The organism is Streptomyces ficellus (assembly GCF_030406405.1).
Classification (GTDB): Bacteria; Actinomycetota; Actinomycetes; order Streptomycetales; family Streptomycetaceae; genus Streptomyces; species Streptomyces ficellus_B.
Map to the genome: position 1 here is coordinate 20,709 of NZ_JAUEPL010000022.1, position 15,192 is coordinate 35,900.

A 15,192-nucleotide genomic window follows, 5' to 3' on the forward strand; every position below is an offset into this window, starting at 1 on the left:
TCAAGCGCCCCTTACAGCTTCATCAGGCTGGCGTCGTCGACCGAGGCCGAGTGGCGGGAACGGAACAGCGACACGATGATCGCGAGCCCGACCACGACCTCCGCGGCGGCGACGACCATCGTGAAGAAGGCGATGATCTGGCCGTCGAGATTGCCGTGCATACGGGAGAAGGCGACGAACGCGAGGTTGCAGGCGTTGAGCATCAGCTCGACGCACATGAAGACGACGATCGCGTTGCGCCGGATCAGCACCCCGGCCGCACCGATGGTGAACAACAGGGCGGCGAGGTAGAGGTAGTTGACCGGATTCACTGCGCGTTCTCCTCCTCACGGCTCTGCGGCCGGGACGCCTGCGGCCCCGTCCCCTGGTGCCCGAGCCGCTCCTCGGCGCGCTGCTCCAGCGCCTTGACGGCCTCCAGCGCCTGGGAGGACACATCGCGGATCTGCCCGCGCGCCCGCAGCGTCTTGCTGACGGTGAGCTCGGACGGGGTGCCGTCCGGCAGCAGACCCGGGATGTCGACCGCGTTGTGCCGGGCGTAGACACCGGGCGCGGGAAGCGGCGGCAGGTGCGTGCCCTCCCGTACCCGCTGCTCGGCCAGTTCCCGCTGGGTACGGGCCGGCTCGGTGCGCTCCCGGTGGGTCAGCACCATCGCGCCGACCGCGGCGGTGATCAGCAGCGCACCGGTGATCTCGAAGGCGAAGACGTACTTGCTGAAGATCAGCGCCGCGAGGCCCTCCACATTCCCGCCGGCGTTCGCCGTGCCGAGCCCGTTGAAGGTGTCCAGCGAGGCCCGGCTGATCCCGGCGACGAGCAGGATGCCGAAGCCGAGCCCGCAGGCGGCGGCCAGCCAGCGCTGGCCCTTGATGGTCTCCTTCAGGGAGTCGGCGGCGGTGACGCCGACCAGCATGACGACGAAGAGGAAGAGCATCATGATCGCGCCGGTGTAGACGACGATCTGGACGACGCCCAGGAAGTACGCGCCGTTGGCGAGGTAGAAGACCGCCAGAACGATCATCGTGCCCGCCAGGCACAGGGCGCTGTGCACGGCCTTCTTCATCAGGATGGTGCACAGCGCGCCGATGACGGCGATGGTGCCGAGGATCCAGAACTGCACGGCCTCGCCCGTCGAGGTCGCGGTGGCGGCGAGGGTGTTCATGTCCCGATCACCTTCTTCGCGGCGGGCTCGCCCTCGCCGAAGTCCGACGCGGCCTCCTGCGGAGGCTGGTCCTTGCTCACCGCGGCCTGCCGGACCGTGCCGGGCGCGGCCTCGGTGACCAGCCCCCGGTAGTAGTCCTGCTCGGTCATGCCCGGGAAGATGGCGTGCGGCGTGTCGACCATGCCCTCGTCCAGGCCGGCGAGCAGCTGTTCCTTCGTATAGATGAGGTTCTCGCGGGAGCTGTCGGCCAGTTCGAACTCGTTCGTCATCGTCAGCGCCCGTGTCGGGCAGGCCTCGATGCACAGGCCGCACAGGATGCAGCGGGCGTAGTTGATCTGGTAGACGCGGCCGTACCGCTCACCCGGCGAGTAGCGCTCCTCGTCCGTGTTGTCCGCGCCTTCCACATAGATGGCGTCGGCGGGGCAGGCCCAGGCGCACAGCTCGCAGCCGACGCACTTCTCCAGGCCGTCCGGATGCCGGTTGAGCTGATGGCGGCCGTGGAAGCGCGGCGCCGTCGTCTTCTTCTGTTCGGGGTACTGCTCGGTCAGCCGCTTCTTGAACATGGCCTTGAAGGTCACGCCGAAGCCGGCGACCGGATTCTGGAAATTACTCTCAGACACCGTCGGCCTCCTTTCCGTCACTCGTAGTGTCCGGCCCACCACTGACAATCAGCGCGCGCTCCTGGCGCGACCGCCGGCGAGGCACCGGCGGCAACGTCTGACCGGGCAGCGGCGGTACGGGGAATCCACCGGCCATCGGATCGAACTCGGCGGGGGGTGCGGCCGCCTGCTCGGCCTGCTTGGCCTTCTTGTCGCGGAAGACGTCCGCGACGAAGGAGAGCAGCAGAACCGCGATGACCGCGCCCGCGACGTACAGCACGATCTGCTGGAAGTCGTAGTTCTCGTTGCGCAGCGCGCGCACGGTCGCGACCAGCATCAGCCAGACCACCGAGACCGGGATGAGGACCTTCCAGCCGAGCTTCATCAGCTGGTCGTAGCGGACGCGGGGCAGCGTGCCGCGCAGCCAGATGAAGAAGAACAGCAGCAGCTGGACCTTGAGGACGAACCAGAGCATCGGCCACCAGCCGTGGTTCGCGCCCTCCCAGAAGGTGGACACGGGCCACGGTGCTCGCCAGCCACCCAGGAAGAGGGTCACGGAGACCGCCGAGACGGTCACCATGTTCACGTACTCGGCGAGCATGAACATCGCGAACTTGATGGAGCTGTACTCGGTGTTGAAGCCGCCCACCAGGTCGCCCTCGGACTCCGGCATGTCGAACGGGGCGCGGTTGGTCTCCCCGACCATCGTGACGACGTAGATGATGAACGAGACCGGCAGCAGGATGATGTACCAGCGGTCCGCCTGCGCCTCGACGATCGCCGAGGTCGACATCGATCCGGAGTAGAGGAAGACGGACGCGAAGGCGGCGCCCATCGCGATCTCGTAGGAGATCATCTGCGCGCACGAGCGCAGGCCGCCGAGCAGCGGGTACGTCGAGCCGGACGACCAGCCGGCCAGGACGATGCCGTAGATGCCGACGGAGGCGACGGCGAGGATGTAGAGCATCGCGATCGGCAGGTCGGTGAGCTGCATCGTGGTGCGCTGACCGAAGATCGAGACCTCGTTGCCGGCCGGGCCGAAGGGGATCACCGCGATCGCCATGAACGCGGGGATGGCGGCGACGATCGGGGCGAGGACGTACACGACCTTGTCGGCCCGCTTGACGACCACGTCCTCCTTGAGCATCAGCTTGATGCCGTCCGCCAGGGACTGGAGCAAGCCCCAGGGACCGTGCCGGTTGGGCCCGATGCGCAGCTGCATCCAGGCGACCACCTTGCGTTCCCACACGATGGAGAAGAGCACGGTGATCATCAGGAAGGCGAAGCAGAAGACCGCCTTGATCACCACGAGCCACCAGGGATCGCGGCCGAACATGGACAGGTCTTCCGCGGCCAGGGTGTACGGGATCATGCCTCCACCTCCGTGGGGGCCGCGGAGTTCGGGGTCGTCGGGGCGATGCGGACCAGCCGGCCGGGGGCGGTGCCCATGGCGGACAGGACGCCACCGGGGGTGGAGTTGAGCGGCAGCCAGACCACCCGGTCGGGCATGTCGGTCACCTTCAGGGGCAGTTCGACCGTGCCCGCCGGTCCGGTGACCGACAGCGGGTCGCCGTCCTTGACGCCCACCTCCGCCGCCGTGGCCGCCGACAGGCGGGCCACCGAGGCGTGGCGGGTGCCCGCCAGGGCGTCGTCGCCCTCCTGGAGGACGCCCAGGTCCAGCAGCATCCGGTGGCCGGCCAGCACCGCCTCGCCCTCGCCCGCGCGGGGCAGCGGCGCGGCGGACTCGGCCGGGTCGCCCGCCCGCGTGCCGTCCCACGCGCCGAGCCGGTCCAGCTCGCGGCGTACGGCCTGCACATCCGGCAGCGCGAAGTGCACGTCAAGGGTGTCGGCCAGCATGTGCAGCACGCGCGTGTCCGTCGGGGCGACCGGGCGCGTCATGTGCTGCGGCTCCAGGGCGGCGTCGAACGGCCGGGCCCTGCCCTCCCAGTTGAGGAAGGTGCCGGGCTTCTCGGCGACCGCGGCCACCGGGAAGACCACGTCCGCCCGCCGCGTCACCTCGCTCGGCCGCAGCTCCAGCGAGACCACGAACGCCGCGTCGAGCGCTTCACGCGCGCGCCGCGGGTCCGGCAGGTCCGCCACCTCGACGCCCGCCACCAGCAGGGCGGCCAGCTCGCCGGTGACCGCCGCCTCGACGATCTGGCCGGTGTCCCGCCCGTAGCGGTGCGGCAGTTCGCGTACGCCCCAGGCGGCCGCCGTCTCCTCACGCGCGCGTGGATCGGTCGCGGGCCGCCCGCCCGGCAGCAGCGACGGGATCGCGCCCGCCCACACCGCACCGCGCTCACCGGCCCGGCGCGGGATCCACACCAGCTCCGCGCCGGTCGCCGCCGCGGCCCGTACGGCGGCGGTCAGCGCGCCCGGCACGCCCGCCAGCCGCTCACCAGCCACGATCACCGCACCGGGCGCGCGCAGCGCCTCGGCGGCGGCGGTGCCGGCCGCGTCCAGGCCCGTGCCGGAGGCCAGCGCCTCCAGCCACTCCGGCTCCGTCCCGGGCGCCGTCGCCAGGAGCGTCCCGCCCGCCTTCTGCAGGCCCCGGGTCGCGTGCGAAGCCAGCGCGAACGTCCGCTGGCCCCGCTTGCGCCACGCCTTGCGCAGCCGCAGGAAGACGCCGGGCGCCTCCTCCTCCGCCTCCAGCCCGACGAGCAGCACCGCCGGGGCCTTCTCCAGGGAGGTGTACGTGACCCCCCGGCCGTCCAGGTCCCGGCCGCGACCGGCGACGCGGGCGGCCAGGAAGTCGGCCTCCTCGCTGCTGTGCACCCGGGCACGGAAGTCGATGTCGTTGGTGTCGAGCGCCACCCGCGCGAACTTGGCGTACGCGTAGGAGTCCTCGACCGTCAGCCGCCCGCCGGTCAGGACGCCCGTGCGCCCCCTGACCAGCCCGCGCGCGGCCGCCTGAAGCGCCTCCGGCCACGAGGCGGGCTCAAGGACGCCCTCCGCGTTGCGCACCAGCGGCGTGGTGAGCCGGTCACGCTGCTGCGCGTACCGGAACGCGAACCGCCCCTTGTCGCACAGCCACTCCTCGTTGACCTCCGGGTCGTTGGCCGCGAGCCGCCGCATGACCTTGCCGCGCCGGTGGTCGGTGCGCGTCGCACAGCCACCCGCGCAGTGCTCGCACACACTCGGCGACGAGACCAGGTCGAACGGCCGGGAACGGAACCGGTACGCGGCCGACGTCAGCGCGCCGACCGGGCAGATCTGGATGGTGTTGCCGGAGAAGTACGACTCGAAGGGGTCGCCCTCACCGGTGCCGACCTGCTGGAGCGCGCCGCGCTCGATCAGCTCGATCATCGGGTCGCCGGCGACCTGGTTGGAGAACCGGGTGCAGCGCGCGCACAGCACGCACCGCTCACGGTCCAGCAGCACCTGCGTGGAGATCGGCACGGGCTTGGCGAACGTCCGCTTCCTGCCCTCGAAGCGGGACTCGGCCTGCCCGTGCGACAGGGCCTGGTTCTGCAGCGGGCACTCACCGCCCTTGTCGCAGACCGGGCAGTCCAGGGGGTGGTTGATGAGCAGCAGCTCCATCACCCCCACCTGCGCCTTCTCGGCGACCGGCGAGGTCAGCTGGGTCTTGACGACCATGCCGTCGGTGCAGGTGATCGTGCAGGACGCCATCGGCTTGCGCTGGCCCTCGACCTCCACGATGCACTGCCGGCAGGCGCCGGCCGGGTCGAGCAGCGGGTGGTCGCAGAACCGGGGGATCTCGATGCCGAGCTGCTCGGCGGCGCGGATGACCAGCGTCCCCTTGGGGACGGAGATCTCGATCCCGTCGATGGTCAGCGTGACCAGGTCCTCCGGCGGGGCGGCAGCGCTGCCGCCCCCGGCGGAGGCGGCTGACGTGGTGACGGTCATGCGTCCACCTCCAGGTGGGATGCGTCGGCCGGGCGGCGCGCGGCGGGGCCCCGGCGAAGGGTCGTGGCGTGGGAGGCGGTCATGCCGTCACCCCCGCGTGGTTGTCCGCCCAGGCGGTGGACTTGGCCGGGTCGAAGGGGCAGCCCTTGCCCGTGATGTGCTGCTCGTACTCCTCACGGAAGTACTTCAGCGACGAGAAGATCGGCGAGGCAGCGCCGTCGCCGAGCGCGCAGAACGACTTGCCGTTGATGTTGTCGGCGATGTCGTTCAGCTTGTCGAGGTCGTCCATGTCGCCCTTGCCGGCCTCGATGTCGCGGAGCAACTGCACCAGCCAGTAGGTGCCCTCACGGCACGGGGTGCACTTGCCGCACGACTCGTGGGCGTAGAACTCGGTCCACCGGGTCACCGCCCGCACCACGCACGTCGTCTCGTCGAAGCACTGCAGGGCCTTGGTGCCGAGCATCGAGCCGGCGGCGCCCACGGCCTCGTAGTCCAGCGGTACGTCGAGGTGCTCGTCGGTGAACATCGGGGTCGACGAGCCGCCGGGCGTCCAGAACTTGAGCCGGTGGCCGGGCCGCATGCCACCGCTCATGTCGAGCAGCTGGCGCAGCGTGATGCCGAGCGGCGCCTCGTACTGGCCGGGGGATGCGACATGCCCGCTGAGCGAGTAGAGCGTGAAGCCGGGGGATTTCTCGCTGCCCATCGAGCGGAACCAGTCCTTGCCCCGGTTCAGGATCGCGGGAACCGAGGCGATCGACTCGACGTTGTTCACCACAGTGGGGCACGCGTACAGACCGGCGACCGCTGGGAAGGGGGGACGCAGCCGGGGCTGGCCACGGCGGCCTTCGAGCGAGTCGAGCAGTGCGGTCTCCTCACCGCAGATGTACGCGCCCGCGCCCGCGTGCACGGTGAGTTCGAGGTCGAGTCCACTGCCGAGGATGTTCGTGCCGAGGTAGCCCGCCGCGTACGCCTCGCGCACGGCGGCGTGCAGCCTGCGCAGGACGGGCACCACTTCGCCGCGCAGATAGATGAAGGCGTGGTTCGACCTGATCGCGTAACAGGCGATCACGATCCCCTCGATGAGGGAGTGCGGGTTGGCGAACAGGAGCGGGATGTCCTTGCAGGTCCCCGGCTCGGATTCGTCGGCGTTGACCACGAGATAGTGCGGTTTGCCGTCCCCCTGGGGGATGAACTGCCACTTCATCCCGGTGGGGAAGCCGGCGCCGCCACGGCCGCGCAGGCCGGATTCCTTGACGTACGCGATGAGGTCGTCGGGCGACATGGCGAGGGCCTTCTTCAGCCCCTCGTACCCCTCGTGCCGTGTGTACGTCTCCAGCGTCCAGGAGCCGGGCTGGTCCCAGAACGCGGACAGGACCGGCGAGAGCAGCTTCTCGGGGCTGGTCATCTCGGGTGCCAACGTCATCACTCCCCCTCCTCGGTGACCGGGCCGGACGGGTGCTCGCGGTCCGAGGCCGAGGTCGGCTGTGGCGCGTCGTGCGAACTGAGGTGCCCCGACCCGGGCATGGGCTCGTCCCGCGGGGCCTCGCCGCGTGGGTGGACCACGCGCGCGCCCGGCTCGGCCTCGCCCTTGGCGAGCCGGAGCCCGACCAGTGAGGCGGGGCCCGCGCCGCCGGTGGCCTCGACCGCGCCGGGGCGCTCGTCGGGGAAGCCGGCCAGGATGCGGGCGGTCTCCTTGTACGTGCACAGGGGCGCGCCGCGCGTCGGTGCGACGGGGCGGCCCGCGCGCAGGTCGTCGACGAGCCGCTTGGCCGACTCGGGCGTCTGGTTGTCGAAGAACTCCCAGTTGACCATCACCACGGGCGCGAAGTCGCAGGCCGCGTTGCACTCGATGTGTTCGAGGGTGACCTTGCCGTCCGGTGTCGTCTCGTTGTTGCCGACGCCGAGGTGCTCCTGGAGCTCCTCGAAGATCGCGTCCCCGCCCATGACCGCGCACAGGGTGTTGGTGCACACCCCGACCTGGTAGTCGCCGCCCGGCCCCCGCCGGTACATGCTGTAGAAGGTGGCGACGGCGGTGACCTCGGCGGTGGTCAGGCCCAGCATGTCGGCGCAGAACCGCATGCCGGTCCGGGAGACGTACCCCTCCTCCGACTGCGCCAGGTGCAGCAGCGGCAGCAGCGCGGAACGGGAGTCCGGGTAGCGGGCGATGATCTCCTTGGCATCCGCTTCGAGCCGGGCGCGCACATCGGCCGGGTAATCGGGGGCGGGCAGCTGCGGCATCCCCAGCGATACGTCTGTCATTACCGGTCGACGCCTCCCATCACGGGGTCGATGGACGCGACGGCGACGATGACGTCGGCGACCATGCCGCCCTCGCACATCGCCGCCATGGCCTGAAGGTTGGTGAACGACGGGTCACGGAAGTGGACCCGGTAGGGGCGGGTGCCGCCGTCGCTGACGACATGGACGCCCAGCTCGCCCTTGGGCGACTCGACCGCTGTGTACGTCTCGCCGGGCGGCACCCGGAAGCCCTCGGTGACCAGCTTGAAGTGGTGGATCAGGGCCTCCATGGAGGTGCCCATGATGTGCTTGATGTGGTCGAGGGAGTTGCCGAGGCCGTCCGGGCCGAGCGCGAGCTGCGCGGGCCAGGCGATCTTCTTGTCGGCGACCATCACCGGGCCCGGCTCCAGCCGGTCCAGGCACTGTTCGACGATCCGCAGCGACTGGCGCATCTCTTCGAGCCGGATGAGGAAGCGGCCGTACGCGTCGCAGGTGTCGGCGGTCGGGACGTCGAACTCGTACGTCTCGTAGCCGCAGTACGGGTCGGTCTTGCGCAGGTCGTGCGGGAGCCCGGCCGAGCGGAGGATCGGCCCGGTGGCGCCGAGGGCCATGCAGCCGGCCAGGTCGAGGTAGCCGATGTCCTGCATGCGGGCCTTGAAGATGGGGTTGCCGGTGGCGAGCTTGTCGTACTCCGGCAGGTTCTTCTTCATGGTCTTCACGAACTCGCGGAGCTGGTCCACGGCGCCCGGCGGCAGGTCCTGGGCGAGGCCGCCGGGGCGGATGTACGCGTGGTTCATGCGCAGCCCGGTGATCAGCTCGTACAGGTCCAGGATCAGCTCGCGGTCCCGGAAGCCGTAGATCATGATCGTGGTGGCGCCCAGCTCCATGCCGCCGGTGGCGATGCACACCAGGTGGGAGGAGAGCCGGTTGAGCTCCATCAGCAGGACGCGGATGACCGAGGCCCGGTCGGGGATCTGGTCCTCGATGCCGAGCAGCTTCTCCACGCCCAGGCAGTACGCCGCCTCGTTGAAGAAGGGCGTCAGGTAGTCCATGCGCGTGACGAAGGTGGTGCCCTGCGTCCAGTTCCGGTATTCGAGGTTCTTCTCGATGCCGGTGTGGAGGTAGCCGATGCCGCAGCGGGCCTCGGTGACCGTCTCGCCGTCGAGCTCCAGGATGAGCCGGAGCACGCCGTGCGTGGACGGGTGCTGGGGGCCCATGTTGACGACGATCCGCTCGTCGTCGGCCTTGGTCGCGGCCTGGACGACCTCGTCCCAGTCGCCGCCGGTGACCGTGTAGACGGTGCCCTCGGTGGTTTCGCGGACCTCGGCCTCGGGGGCCTGAGGGGCATGGGGGGTGCTGGTCATGAGTACGACCTCCGCTCGTCCGGAGCCGGGATCTGGGCGCCCTTGTACTCGACGGGGATGCCGCCGAGGGGGTAGTCCTTGCGCTGCGGGAAGCCCTGCCAGTCGTCCGGCATCATGATCCGGGTCAGGGCGGGGTGGCCGTCGAAGATCAGGCCGAAGAAGTCGTACGTCTCGCGCTCGTGCCAGTCGTTGGTCGGGTAGACCGGGACGAGCGACGGGATGTGCGGGTCGGCGTCGGGGGCCGAGACTTCGAGCCGGATCAGGCGGCCGTGGGTGAGCGAGCGCAGGTGGTACACGGCGTGCAGCTCGCGGCCCTTGTCGCCGGGGTAGTGCACGCCGCTCACCCCCGTACAGAGCTCGAAGCGCAGCGCGGGGTCGTCACGGAGGGTGCGGGCGACGCGTACGAGGTGTTCGCGGGCGATGTGGAAGGTGATCTCGCCCCGGTCGACGACGGTCTTCTCGATCGCGTTCTCGGGGACGAGGCCCTGCTCTTCGAGGGCGCCTTCCAGCTCGTCGGCGACCTCGTCGAAGTACCCGCCGTAGGGGCGGACCGCCGGTCCTGGCAGGCGGACGGAGCGGACCAGGCCGCCGTAGCCGGAGGTGTCGCCGCCGCTGTTGGCGCCGAACATGCCGCGCTGGACGCGGATCTCCTCGCCCAGCCGGCCGCGCTGGCCCGGCAGGTTCTGCGCGCTCAGCTCCTTGTCGGGATTCGGCTGGTCGCTCATCGCAGCAGCCCCTTCATCTCGATCATGGGCAGTGCCTTGAGCGCGGCTTCCTCCGCCTCGCGGGCCGCTTCCTCCGCGTTGACGCCGAGCTTGGAGTTCTGGATCTTCTGGTGGAGCTTGAGGATCGCGTCCATCAGCATCTCCGGACGCGGTGGGCAGCCCGGCAGATAGATGTCGACGGGGACGACATGGTCGACGCCCTGCACAATCGCGTAATTGTTGAACATTCCGCCCGATGATGCGCAAACCCCCATGGAGATCACCCACTTGGGGTTGGGCATCTGGTCGTAGACCTGGCGCAGGACGGGCGCCATCTTCTGGCTGACCCGGCCGGCCACGATCATCAGGTCGGCCTGGCGCGGCGAGCCGCGGAAGACCTCCATGCCGAAGCGCGCCAGGTCGTACCGCCCGGCGCCGGTCGTCATCATCTCGATGGCGCAGCAGGCAAGGCCGAAGGTCGCGGGGAAGACGGACGACTTGCGCACCCAGCCCGCGGCCTGTTCGACCGTCGTCAGCAGAAAACCGCTCGGCAGCTTCTCTTCGAGTCCCATTGGTGCTCCTCAGCCCCTCAGTCCCAGTCCAGGCCGCCGCGCCGCCATACATACGCGTAGGCGACGAAGACGGTGAGCACGAAGAGCAGCATCTCCACGAGCCCGAAAAGCCCCAGGGCGTCGAAGCTGACGGCCCAGGGATAGAGGAAGACGATCTCGATATCGAAGATGATGAAGAGCATCGCCGTCAGGTAGTACTTGATGGGGAAGCGGCCACCTCCGGCCGGAGTGGGTGTCGGCTCGATACCGCACTCGTAGGCCTCAAGCTTGGCCCGGTTGTACCTCTTTGGGCCGATAAGCGTGGCCATGACCACGGAGAAGATCGCAAACCCTGCCCCGAGGGCGCCGAGCACGAGGATGGGCGCGTAGGCATTCACGCTCCTCGCTCCTTCCAGTCGTCCTTGACCGTTGGACCGCACCGGGCATCCGTCTCGCCGCCTCGCGAAGATCGTGCACATGTGAGGCAGTTCACAAGCCCGCTGCTCGCATCCTATGCCCGTGGATCTGTGATCTGCGACACGGGGTGCGACAACGTCTTTGTGATCTCCACCACCTGGCGAAGGATCATGAATTCCGATGAAGGCTGATCTTCACACGCCGCGTAGTCATATGACTGCGTTCCGTGAAGCAGGTAGGGGTTGCCGCTGGTCAGAGCCGGTTTGCCCTATCAAGAGATGGTGGGTACAGGCAAATTCGCTCTGGATTCGCACGGGTGGTAGAGGACCTCACCCCACTCCCGCGAGGGGCCGGCCGGTACCGAAGTGGACACGTGCGTGCGTTCACGATCTTCCGGGCATCTGCGACGGTGACCTTTCCGTGACCTGCGTCACGCCGCTGCCGCGCCGGGGAAAGCGGGCTTGGCCACCGGCGTGAAGGAGTGGTAGGCGCGCGGCAATTCGGACGTTTCACAGAAAGCCCATGATCACGGCCATGATCACCACAGTCCGCATTGTCCGTTACGGCGTCAATAAAGCCCGTACGGAACCGGATTCACGCATTCCGAGCGCAACTGTGGCGCAACCCACGTTTCTTGAAGGGAACCGTGAAGCCCTGATAGCGGTTGTACTCATGTCCCACACCGCTCACATACCCAGCCACCGGAAGCCCCGCCGCAACGCCTCGAAGCTCGCGCTGCGGGCCGGAGTTGCCGGTGGCGTTCTCAGCACCATCGCGGTGGCCGGTGCTGCCGGGCCGGCCCACGCCGAGCCGGTGACCGAGACCATCGAGATGCCCACCCTCAACGCGGACCTGTCCGCGAACCTGTCGAGCGCGGTCGCCGCCTCCGCCGAGGCGACCCAGCAGATCGCACTCGACCAGGAGCTGCAGACGCAGGAGAACGCCGCGGCCGCCAAGGCCGCGAAGGAAGCCAAGACGGCCAAGGCCGAGGCGGAGCGCAAGGCCGAGGCCGAGGCCAAGCGGAAGGCCGAGGCCCAGGCCAAGGCCGAGGCCGCCGAGCGCGCCTCCCGCTCCGCCGAGCGCACCACGCTCTCCGCCTCCGCCGGCTCCGACGACGGCGGCTCCTCCTTCGACATCTCCGGCTCCTCCCAGGCGACCGGCTCCGCCGCGGCGATCGTGGACTTCGCCCGCGCCCAGGTCGGCGACGCGTACGTCATGGGCAGCACCGGCCCCAACTCCTGGGACTGCTCGGGCCTCGTCCAGGCCGCGTACCGCCAGGCGGGCATCGAGCTCCCCCGCGTCTCGGGCGACCAGTCCAGCCGCGGCACGTCCGTCTCGCTGGACGACCTCCAGCCGGGCGACATCCTCTACTGGGGCAGCCGCAGCGACTCGTACCACGTCGCGATCTACGTGGGCGGCGGCAACTACGTCGGCGCGCAGAACCCCAGCACGGGTGTCGTCGAGCGCTCCCTCGACTACGACATGCCGTCCGGCGCGGTCCGCGTGCTCTGACCCGCGCGCATCCGGTGTGAAGGGCCGTCGCTCCCCCGCTCGGGGAGGGAGCGACGGCCCTTCGGCGCCTGCCTGCGGGCGTTCAGGCCTTCGGGGCCACCTTCGACAGGCCGTTGATGATGCGGTCCATCGCGTCGCCGCCCGTGGGGTCGGTGAGGTTGGCGAGCATCTTCAGCGTGAACCTCATCAGCAGCGGGTGCGTCAGGCCGCGCTGCGCCGCGATCTTCATGACCTTCGGGTTGCCGATCAGCTTCACGAAGGCGCGGCCGAGCGTGTAGTACCCGCCGTAGGTGTCCTTGAGGATCTTCGGGTAGTTGTGGAGGGCCAGTTCGCGCTGGGCCGGGGTCGCGCGGGCGTGCGCCTGCACGATCACGTCGGCGGCGATCTGCCCGGACTCCATGGCGTACGCGATGCCCTCGCCGTTGAACGGGTTGACCAGGCCGCCCGCGTCGCCCACCAGCAGCAGGCCGCGCGTGTAGTGCGGCTGCCGGTTGAAGGCCATGGGCAGCGCGGCGCCGCGGATCGGGCCGGTCATGTTCTCGGGGACGTACCCCCACTCCTCCGGCATCGAGGCGCACCACGCCTTCAGCACCTCGCGCCAGTCCAGCTCCTTGAAGGAGTCGGAGGTGTTGAGGACGCCGAGGCCGACGTTCGACGTGCCGTCGCCCATGCCGAAGATCCAGCCGTAGCCGGGCAGCAGCCGGTCCTCGCCGGGGCCGCGCCGGTCCCACAGCTCCAGCCAGGACTCCAGGTAGTCGTCCTCGTGGCGTGGGGAGGTGAAATACGTACGGACGGCGACGCCCATCGGCCGGTCCTCGCGCCGGTGCAGGCCCATGGCGAGGGACAGGCGCGTGGAGTTGCCGTCGGCGGCGACGACCAGCGGCGCGTGGAAGGTGGCGGGCGTCTTCTCCTCGCCCAGCTTGGCGTGCACGCCCGTGATCCGGCCGGTGCGCTCATCGATGACCGGGGCGCCGACGTTGCACCGCTCGTACAGCCGCGCACCCGCCTTCTGCGCCTGGCGGGCGAGTTGCTCGTCGAAGTCGTCGCGCTTGCGTACGAGGCCGTAGTCCGGGTAGCTGGCCAGCTCCGGCCAGTCGAGCTGGAGGCGGACGCCACCGCCGATGATGCGCAGGCCCTTGTTCCGCAGCCAGCCCGCCTCCTCGGAGATGTCGATGCCCATCGCCACGAGCTGCTTGGTGGCGCGGGGGGTGAGACCGTCGCCGCACACCTTCTCGCGCGGGAACGCGGTCTTTTCGAGGAGCAGGACGTCCAGGCCGGCCTTGGCGAGGTAGTACGCGGTCGTGGAGCCGGCCGGACCGGCCCCGACGACGATCACATCCGCGGTGTGTTCGGAGAGGGGCTGCTGCTCGGTCACGGCGGGGTCTCCCGAATACTCGAAATTGCGTACCGGACGGCACAGGACGTGTGCAGTCTATGGGGACGTACCGATCACCGACCCGAAGGGCCGCCCGATGACCGAGCTGCTCCCCGCCGGCCGGCCCGTTGTCCGGCTGCGTGTACCGACGCACGAGGACGCGTACGCCTGGCACCGGGCGTTCGACGACCCGGAGGTGATGGAGTTCTTCCAGGGCGGGCCCGCCGAGCTGTCCGTCTACCACGAGCTCACCGCCCGCCAGCGCCGCCATGACGCCGAGCGCGGCTTCTGCCTGTGGACGCTGCTGGACGAGGCCGGCGAGGTCATCGGCTTCACGGGAGCGCAGCCGTGGCCGCACGCGTGGGGGCCGGCCGGCGAGGTCGAGATCGGCTGGCGGCTCGCCCGGTGCGCGTGGGGCAAGGGGTACGCGACCGCCGCCGCCCGCATGACGCTGGAGCGGCTGCGGGCGGCGGGGGTGGAGCGGGTGGTCGCCATGGTGAACACCGGCAACGAGCGGTCGGTGGCGGTGGCGCGGCGGCTGGGGATGGCACCGGCGCGGACGTACGCGATACCCGGCGGGGGCGGGCAACAGGCGCGCTGCTTCCGGCTGGAGCTGTCCTAGGGAGTGTCGTCAAAGCAGCGTCGTCCGCCCGAAGGGCGGGGCAGACGGGACTGTGACGACATGACCTAGCGCGCCTTCGTGCCCCGGTGCAGCGCCACGATCCCGCCCGTCAGGTTCCGCCACGCCACCTTCGACCAGCCCGCCGCCTGGAGGCGCCGGGCGAGGGTCGGCTGGTCGGGCCAGCTCTGGATGGACTCGGCGAGGTAGACGTACGCGTCGGGGTTGGAGGAGACGGCGCGGGCGACCGGCGGCAGCGCGCGCATCAGGTACTCCTCGTACACCGTCCGGAACGGCGCCCACGTCGGGTGCGAGAACTCGCAGATCACCACCCGGCCGCCCGGCTTGGTCACCCGGTACAGCTCGCTCAGCGCGGCGTCCGTGTCCTGGACGTTGCGCAGCCCGAAGGAGATCGTCACCGCGTCGAACACCCCGTCCCGGAAGGGCAGCTTCGTGGCGTCGCCCGCCGTCAGGGGCAGCCAGGGGTGGCGCTTCTTGCCCTCGCGCAGCATGCCGAGCGAGAAGTCGCACGGCACCACATACGCACCGGCCCGCGCGAACGGCAGCGAGGACGTACCGGTGCCCGCCGCCAGGTCGAGGACCTTCTGGCCGTGCCGGGCGTCGACCGCCTTGGCGACCTCCTTGCGCCACCGCCGGTCCTGGCCGAGCGAGAGCACGTCATTGGTGAGGTCGTAGTTCGCGGCGACGTCGTCGAACATCGAGGCGACTTCGTGCGGCTGCTTGTCCAGGGTTGCTCGCGTCACCCGCCCATTGTGGCAGGCGGCCCCCT

The 15,192-nt window shown here is 70.0% G+C and carries 15 protein-coding genes; 2 read left to right on the forward strand and 13 right to left on the reverse strand.

Going from position 1 to position 15,192, the window contains the following annotated elements; all coding sequences use genetic code 11:
• Positions 1–11: 11 nt before the first annotated feature.
• From nuoK to QWM81_RS16195, 11 genes are all read right to left on the reverse strand, one after another.
• Positions 12–311: an NADH-quinone oxidoreductase subunit NuoK gene (gene nuoK, locus QWM81_RS16145; protein ID WP_069927518.1), complete on the reverse strand. Its 300-nt coding sequence runs from the start codon at positions 309–311 to the stop codon at positions 12–14.
• Positions 308–1,156, reverse strand: coding sequence for an NADH-quinone oxidoreductase subunit J (locus QWM81_RS16150; RefSeq protein ID WP_290112690.1), 849 nt, complete (start codon positions 1,154–1,156; stop codon positions 308–310). The genes nuoK and QWM81_RS16150 overlap by 4 nt, the downstream gene beginning before the upstream one ends.
• A complete protein-coding gene (gene nuoI, locus QWM81_RS16155) occupies positions 1,153–1,776 on the reverse strand; it encodes an NADH-quinone oxidoreductase subunit NuoI (protein WP_290112691.1) in 624 nt (207 codons plus the stop codon). Before nuoI ends, QWM81_RS16150 begins: the two co-directional genes overlap by 4 nt.
• A complete protein-coding gene (gene nuoH, locus QWM81_RS16160; RefSeq protein WP_290112692.1) occupies positions 1,769–3,127 on the reverse strand; it encodes an NADH-quinone oxidoreductase subunit NuoH in 1,359 nt (452 codons plus the stop codon). Before nuoH ends, nuoI begins: the two co-directional genes overlap by 8 nt.
• The gene (locus QWM81_RS16165) at positions 3,124–5,622 is read right to left on the reverse strand and encodes an NADH-quinone oxidoreductase subunit G (protein ID WP_290112693.1); all 2,499 of its coding nucleotides are present in this window, start codon (positions 5,620–5,622) and stop codon (positions 3,124–3,126) included. Before QWM81_RS16165 ends, nuoH begins: the two co-directional genes overlap by 4 nt.
• 79 nt (positions 5,623–5,701) lie before the next feature.
• Positions 5,702–7,045 carry an NADH-quinone oxidoreductase subunit NuoF gene (gene nuoF, locus QWM81_RS16170; RefSeq protein ID WP_290112694.1) on the reverse strand — a complete coding sequence of 448 codons (1,344 nt, stop codon included), beginning with the start codon at positions 7,043–7,045 and terminating at the stop codon, positions 5,702–5,704.
• Positions 7,045–7,860 (reverse strand): NADH-quinone oxidoreductase subunit NuoE, encoded by an 816-nt coding sequence (gene nuoE, locus QWM81_RS16175; protein ID WP_290112762.1) that lies wholly within the window; start codon positions 7,858–7,860, stop codon positions 7,045–7,047. The genes nuoF and nuoE overlap by 1 nt, the downstream gene beginning before the upstream one ends.
• A 20-nt stretch (positions 7,861–7,880) precedes the next feature.
• On the reverse strand, positions 7,881–9,224 hold the full coding sequence (locus QWM81_RS16180; protein ID WP_290112695.1) for an NADH-quinone oxidoreductase subunit D: 1,344 nt from the start codon (positions 9,222–9,224) through the stop codon (positions 7,881–7,883).
• A complete protein-coding gene (locus QWM81_RS16185; RefSeq protein WP_290112696.1) occupies positions 9,221–9,949 on the reverse strand; it encodes an NADH-quinone oxidoreductase subunit C in 729 nt (242 codons plus the stop codon). The genes QWM81_RS16180 and QWM81_RS16185 overlap by 4 nt, the downstream gene beginning before the upstream one ends.
• The gene (locus tag QWM81_RS16190; protein WP_290112697.1) at positions 9,946–10,500 is read right to left on the reverse strand and encodes a NuoB/complex I 20 kDa subunit family protein; all 555 of its coding nucleotides are present in this window, start codon (positions 10,498–10,500) and stop codon (positions 9,946–9,948) included. The genes QWM81_RS16185 and QWM81_RS16190 overlap by 4 nt, the downstream gene beginning before the upstream one ends.
• 17 nt (positions 10,501–10,517) lie before the next feature.
• A complete protein-coding gene (locus tag QWM81_RS16195) occupies positions 10,518–10,877 on the reverse strand; it encodes an NADH-quinone oxidoreductase subunit A (RefSeq protein WP_290112698.1) in 360 nt (119 codons plus the stop codon).
• Between the two features lie 691 nt (positions 10,878–11,568).
• Between QWM81_RS16195 and QWM81_RS16200 the strand changes: the two genes are divergently transcribed.
• The gene (locus QWM81_RS16200) at positions 11,569–12,408 is read left to right on the forward strand and encodes a C40 family peptidase (RefSeq protein WP_290112699.1); all 840 of its coding nucleotides are present in this window, start codon (positions 11,569–11,571) and stop codon (positions 12,406–12,408) included.
• 82 nt (positions 12,409–12,490) lie between these two features.
• On the opposite strand, the gene QWM81_RS16205 is transcribed toward QWM81_RS16200, so the two are convergent.
• Positions 12,491–13,783, reverse strand: a complete 1,293-nt coding sequence (locus QWM81_RS16205; RefSeq protein ID WP_290112701.1) for a geranylgeranyl reductase family protein — start codon at positions 13,781–13,783, stop codon at positions 12,491–12,493.
• Positions 13,784–13,880: 97 nt separating this feature from the next.
• Here QWM81_RS16205 and QWM81_RS16210 point away from each other — a divergent pair, with 97 nt between their 5' ends.
• Positions 13,881–14,405, forward strand: coding sequence for a GNAT family N-acetyltransferase (locus tag QWM81_RS16210; protein WP_290112703.1), 525 nt, complete (start codon positions 13,881–13,883; stop codon positions 14,403–14,405).
• Between the two features lie 65 nt (positions 14,406–14,470).
• On the opposite strand, the gene QWM81_RS16215 is transcribed toward QWM81_RS16210, so the two are convergent.
• Complete coding sequence (locus QWM81_RS16215; protein WP_290112704.1) at positions 14,471–15,166, reverse strand: demethylmenaquinone methyltransferase; 696 nt, start codon at positions 15,164–15,166, stop codon at positions 14,471–14,473.
• Positions 15,167–15,192: the final 26 nt, after the last annotated feature.

Coding starts and splice junctions, on each gene's coding strand:
- QWM81_RS16180 (WP_290112695.1), bottom strand. CDS start 9,224: ATGACCAGCACCCCCCATGCCCCTCAGGCCCCCGAGGCCGAGGTCCGC.
- nuoE (WP_290112762.1), bottom strand. CDS start 7,860: ATGCCGCAGCTGCCCGCCCCCGATTACCCGGCCGATGTGCGCGCCCGG.
- QWM81_RS16185 (WP_290112696.1), bottom strand. CDS start 9,949: ATGAGCGACCAGCCGAATCCCGACAAGGAGCTGAGCGCGCAGAACCTG.
- QWM81_RS16165 (WP_290112693.1), bottom strand. CDS start 5,622: ATGACCGTCACCACGTCAGCCGCCTCCGCCGGGGGCGGCAGCGCTGCC.
- QWM81_RS16210 (WP_290112703.1), top strand. CDS start 13,881: ATGACCGAGCTGCTCCCCGCCGGCCGGCCCGTTGTCCGGCTGCGTGTA.
- nuoF (WP_290112694.1), bottom strand. CDS start 7,045: ATGACGTTGGCACCCGAGATGACCAGCCCCGAGAAGCTGCTCTCGCCG.
- QWM81_RS16150 (WP_290112690.1), bottom strand. CDS start 1,156: ATGAACACCCTCGCCGCCACCGCGACCTCGACGGGCGAGGCCGTGCAG.
- QWM81_RS16200 (WP_290112699.1), top strand. CDS start 11,569: ATGTCCCACACCGCTCACATACCCAGCCACCGGAAGCCCCGCCGCAAC.
- nuoH (WP_290112692.1), bottom strand. CDS start 3,127: ATGATCCCGTACACCCTGGCCGCGGAAGACCTGTCCATGTTCGGCCGC.
- QWM81_RS16190 (WP_290112697.1), bottom strand. CDS start 10,500: ATGGGACTCGAAGAGAAGCTGCCGAGCGGTTTTCTGCTGACGACGGTC.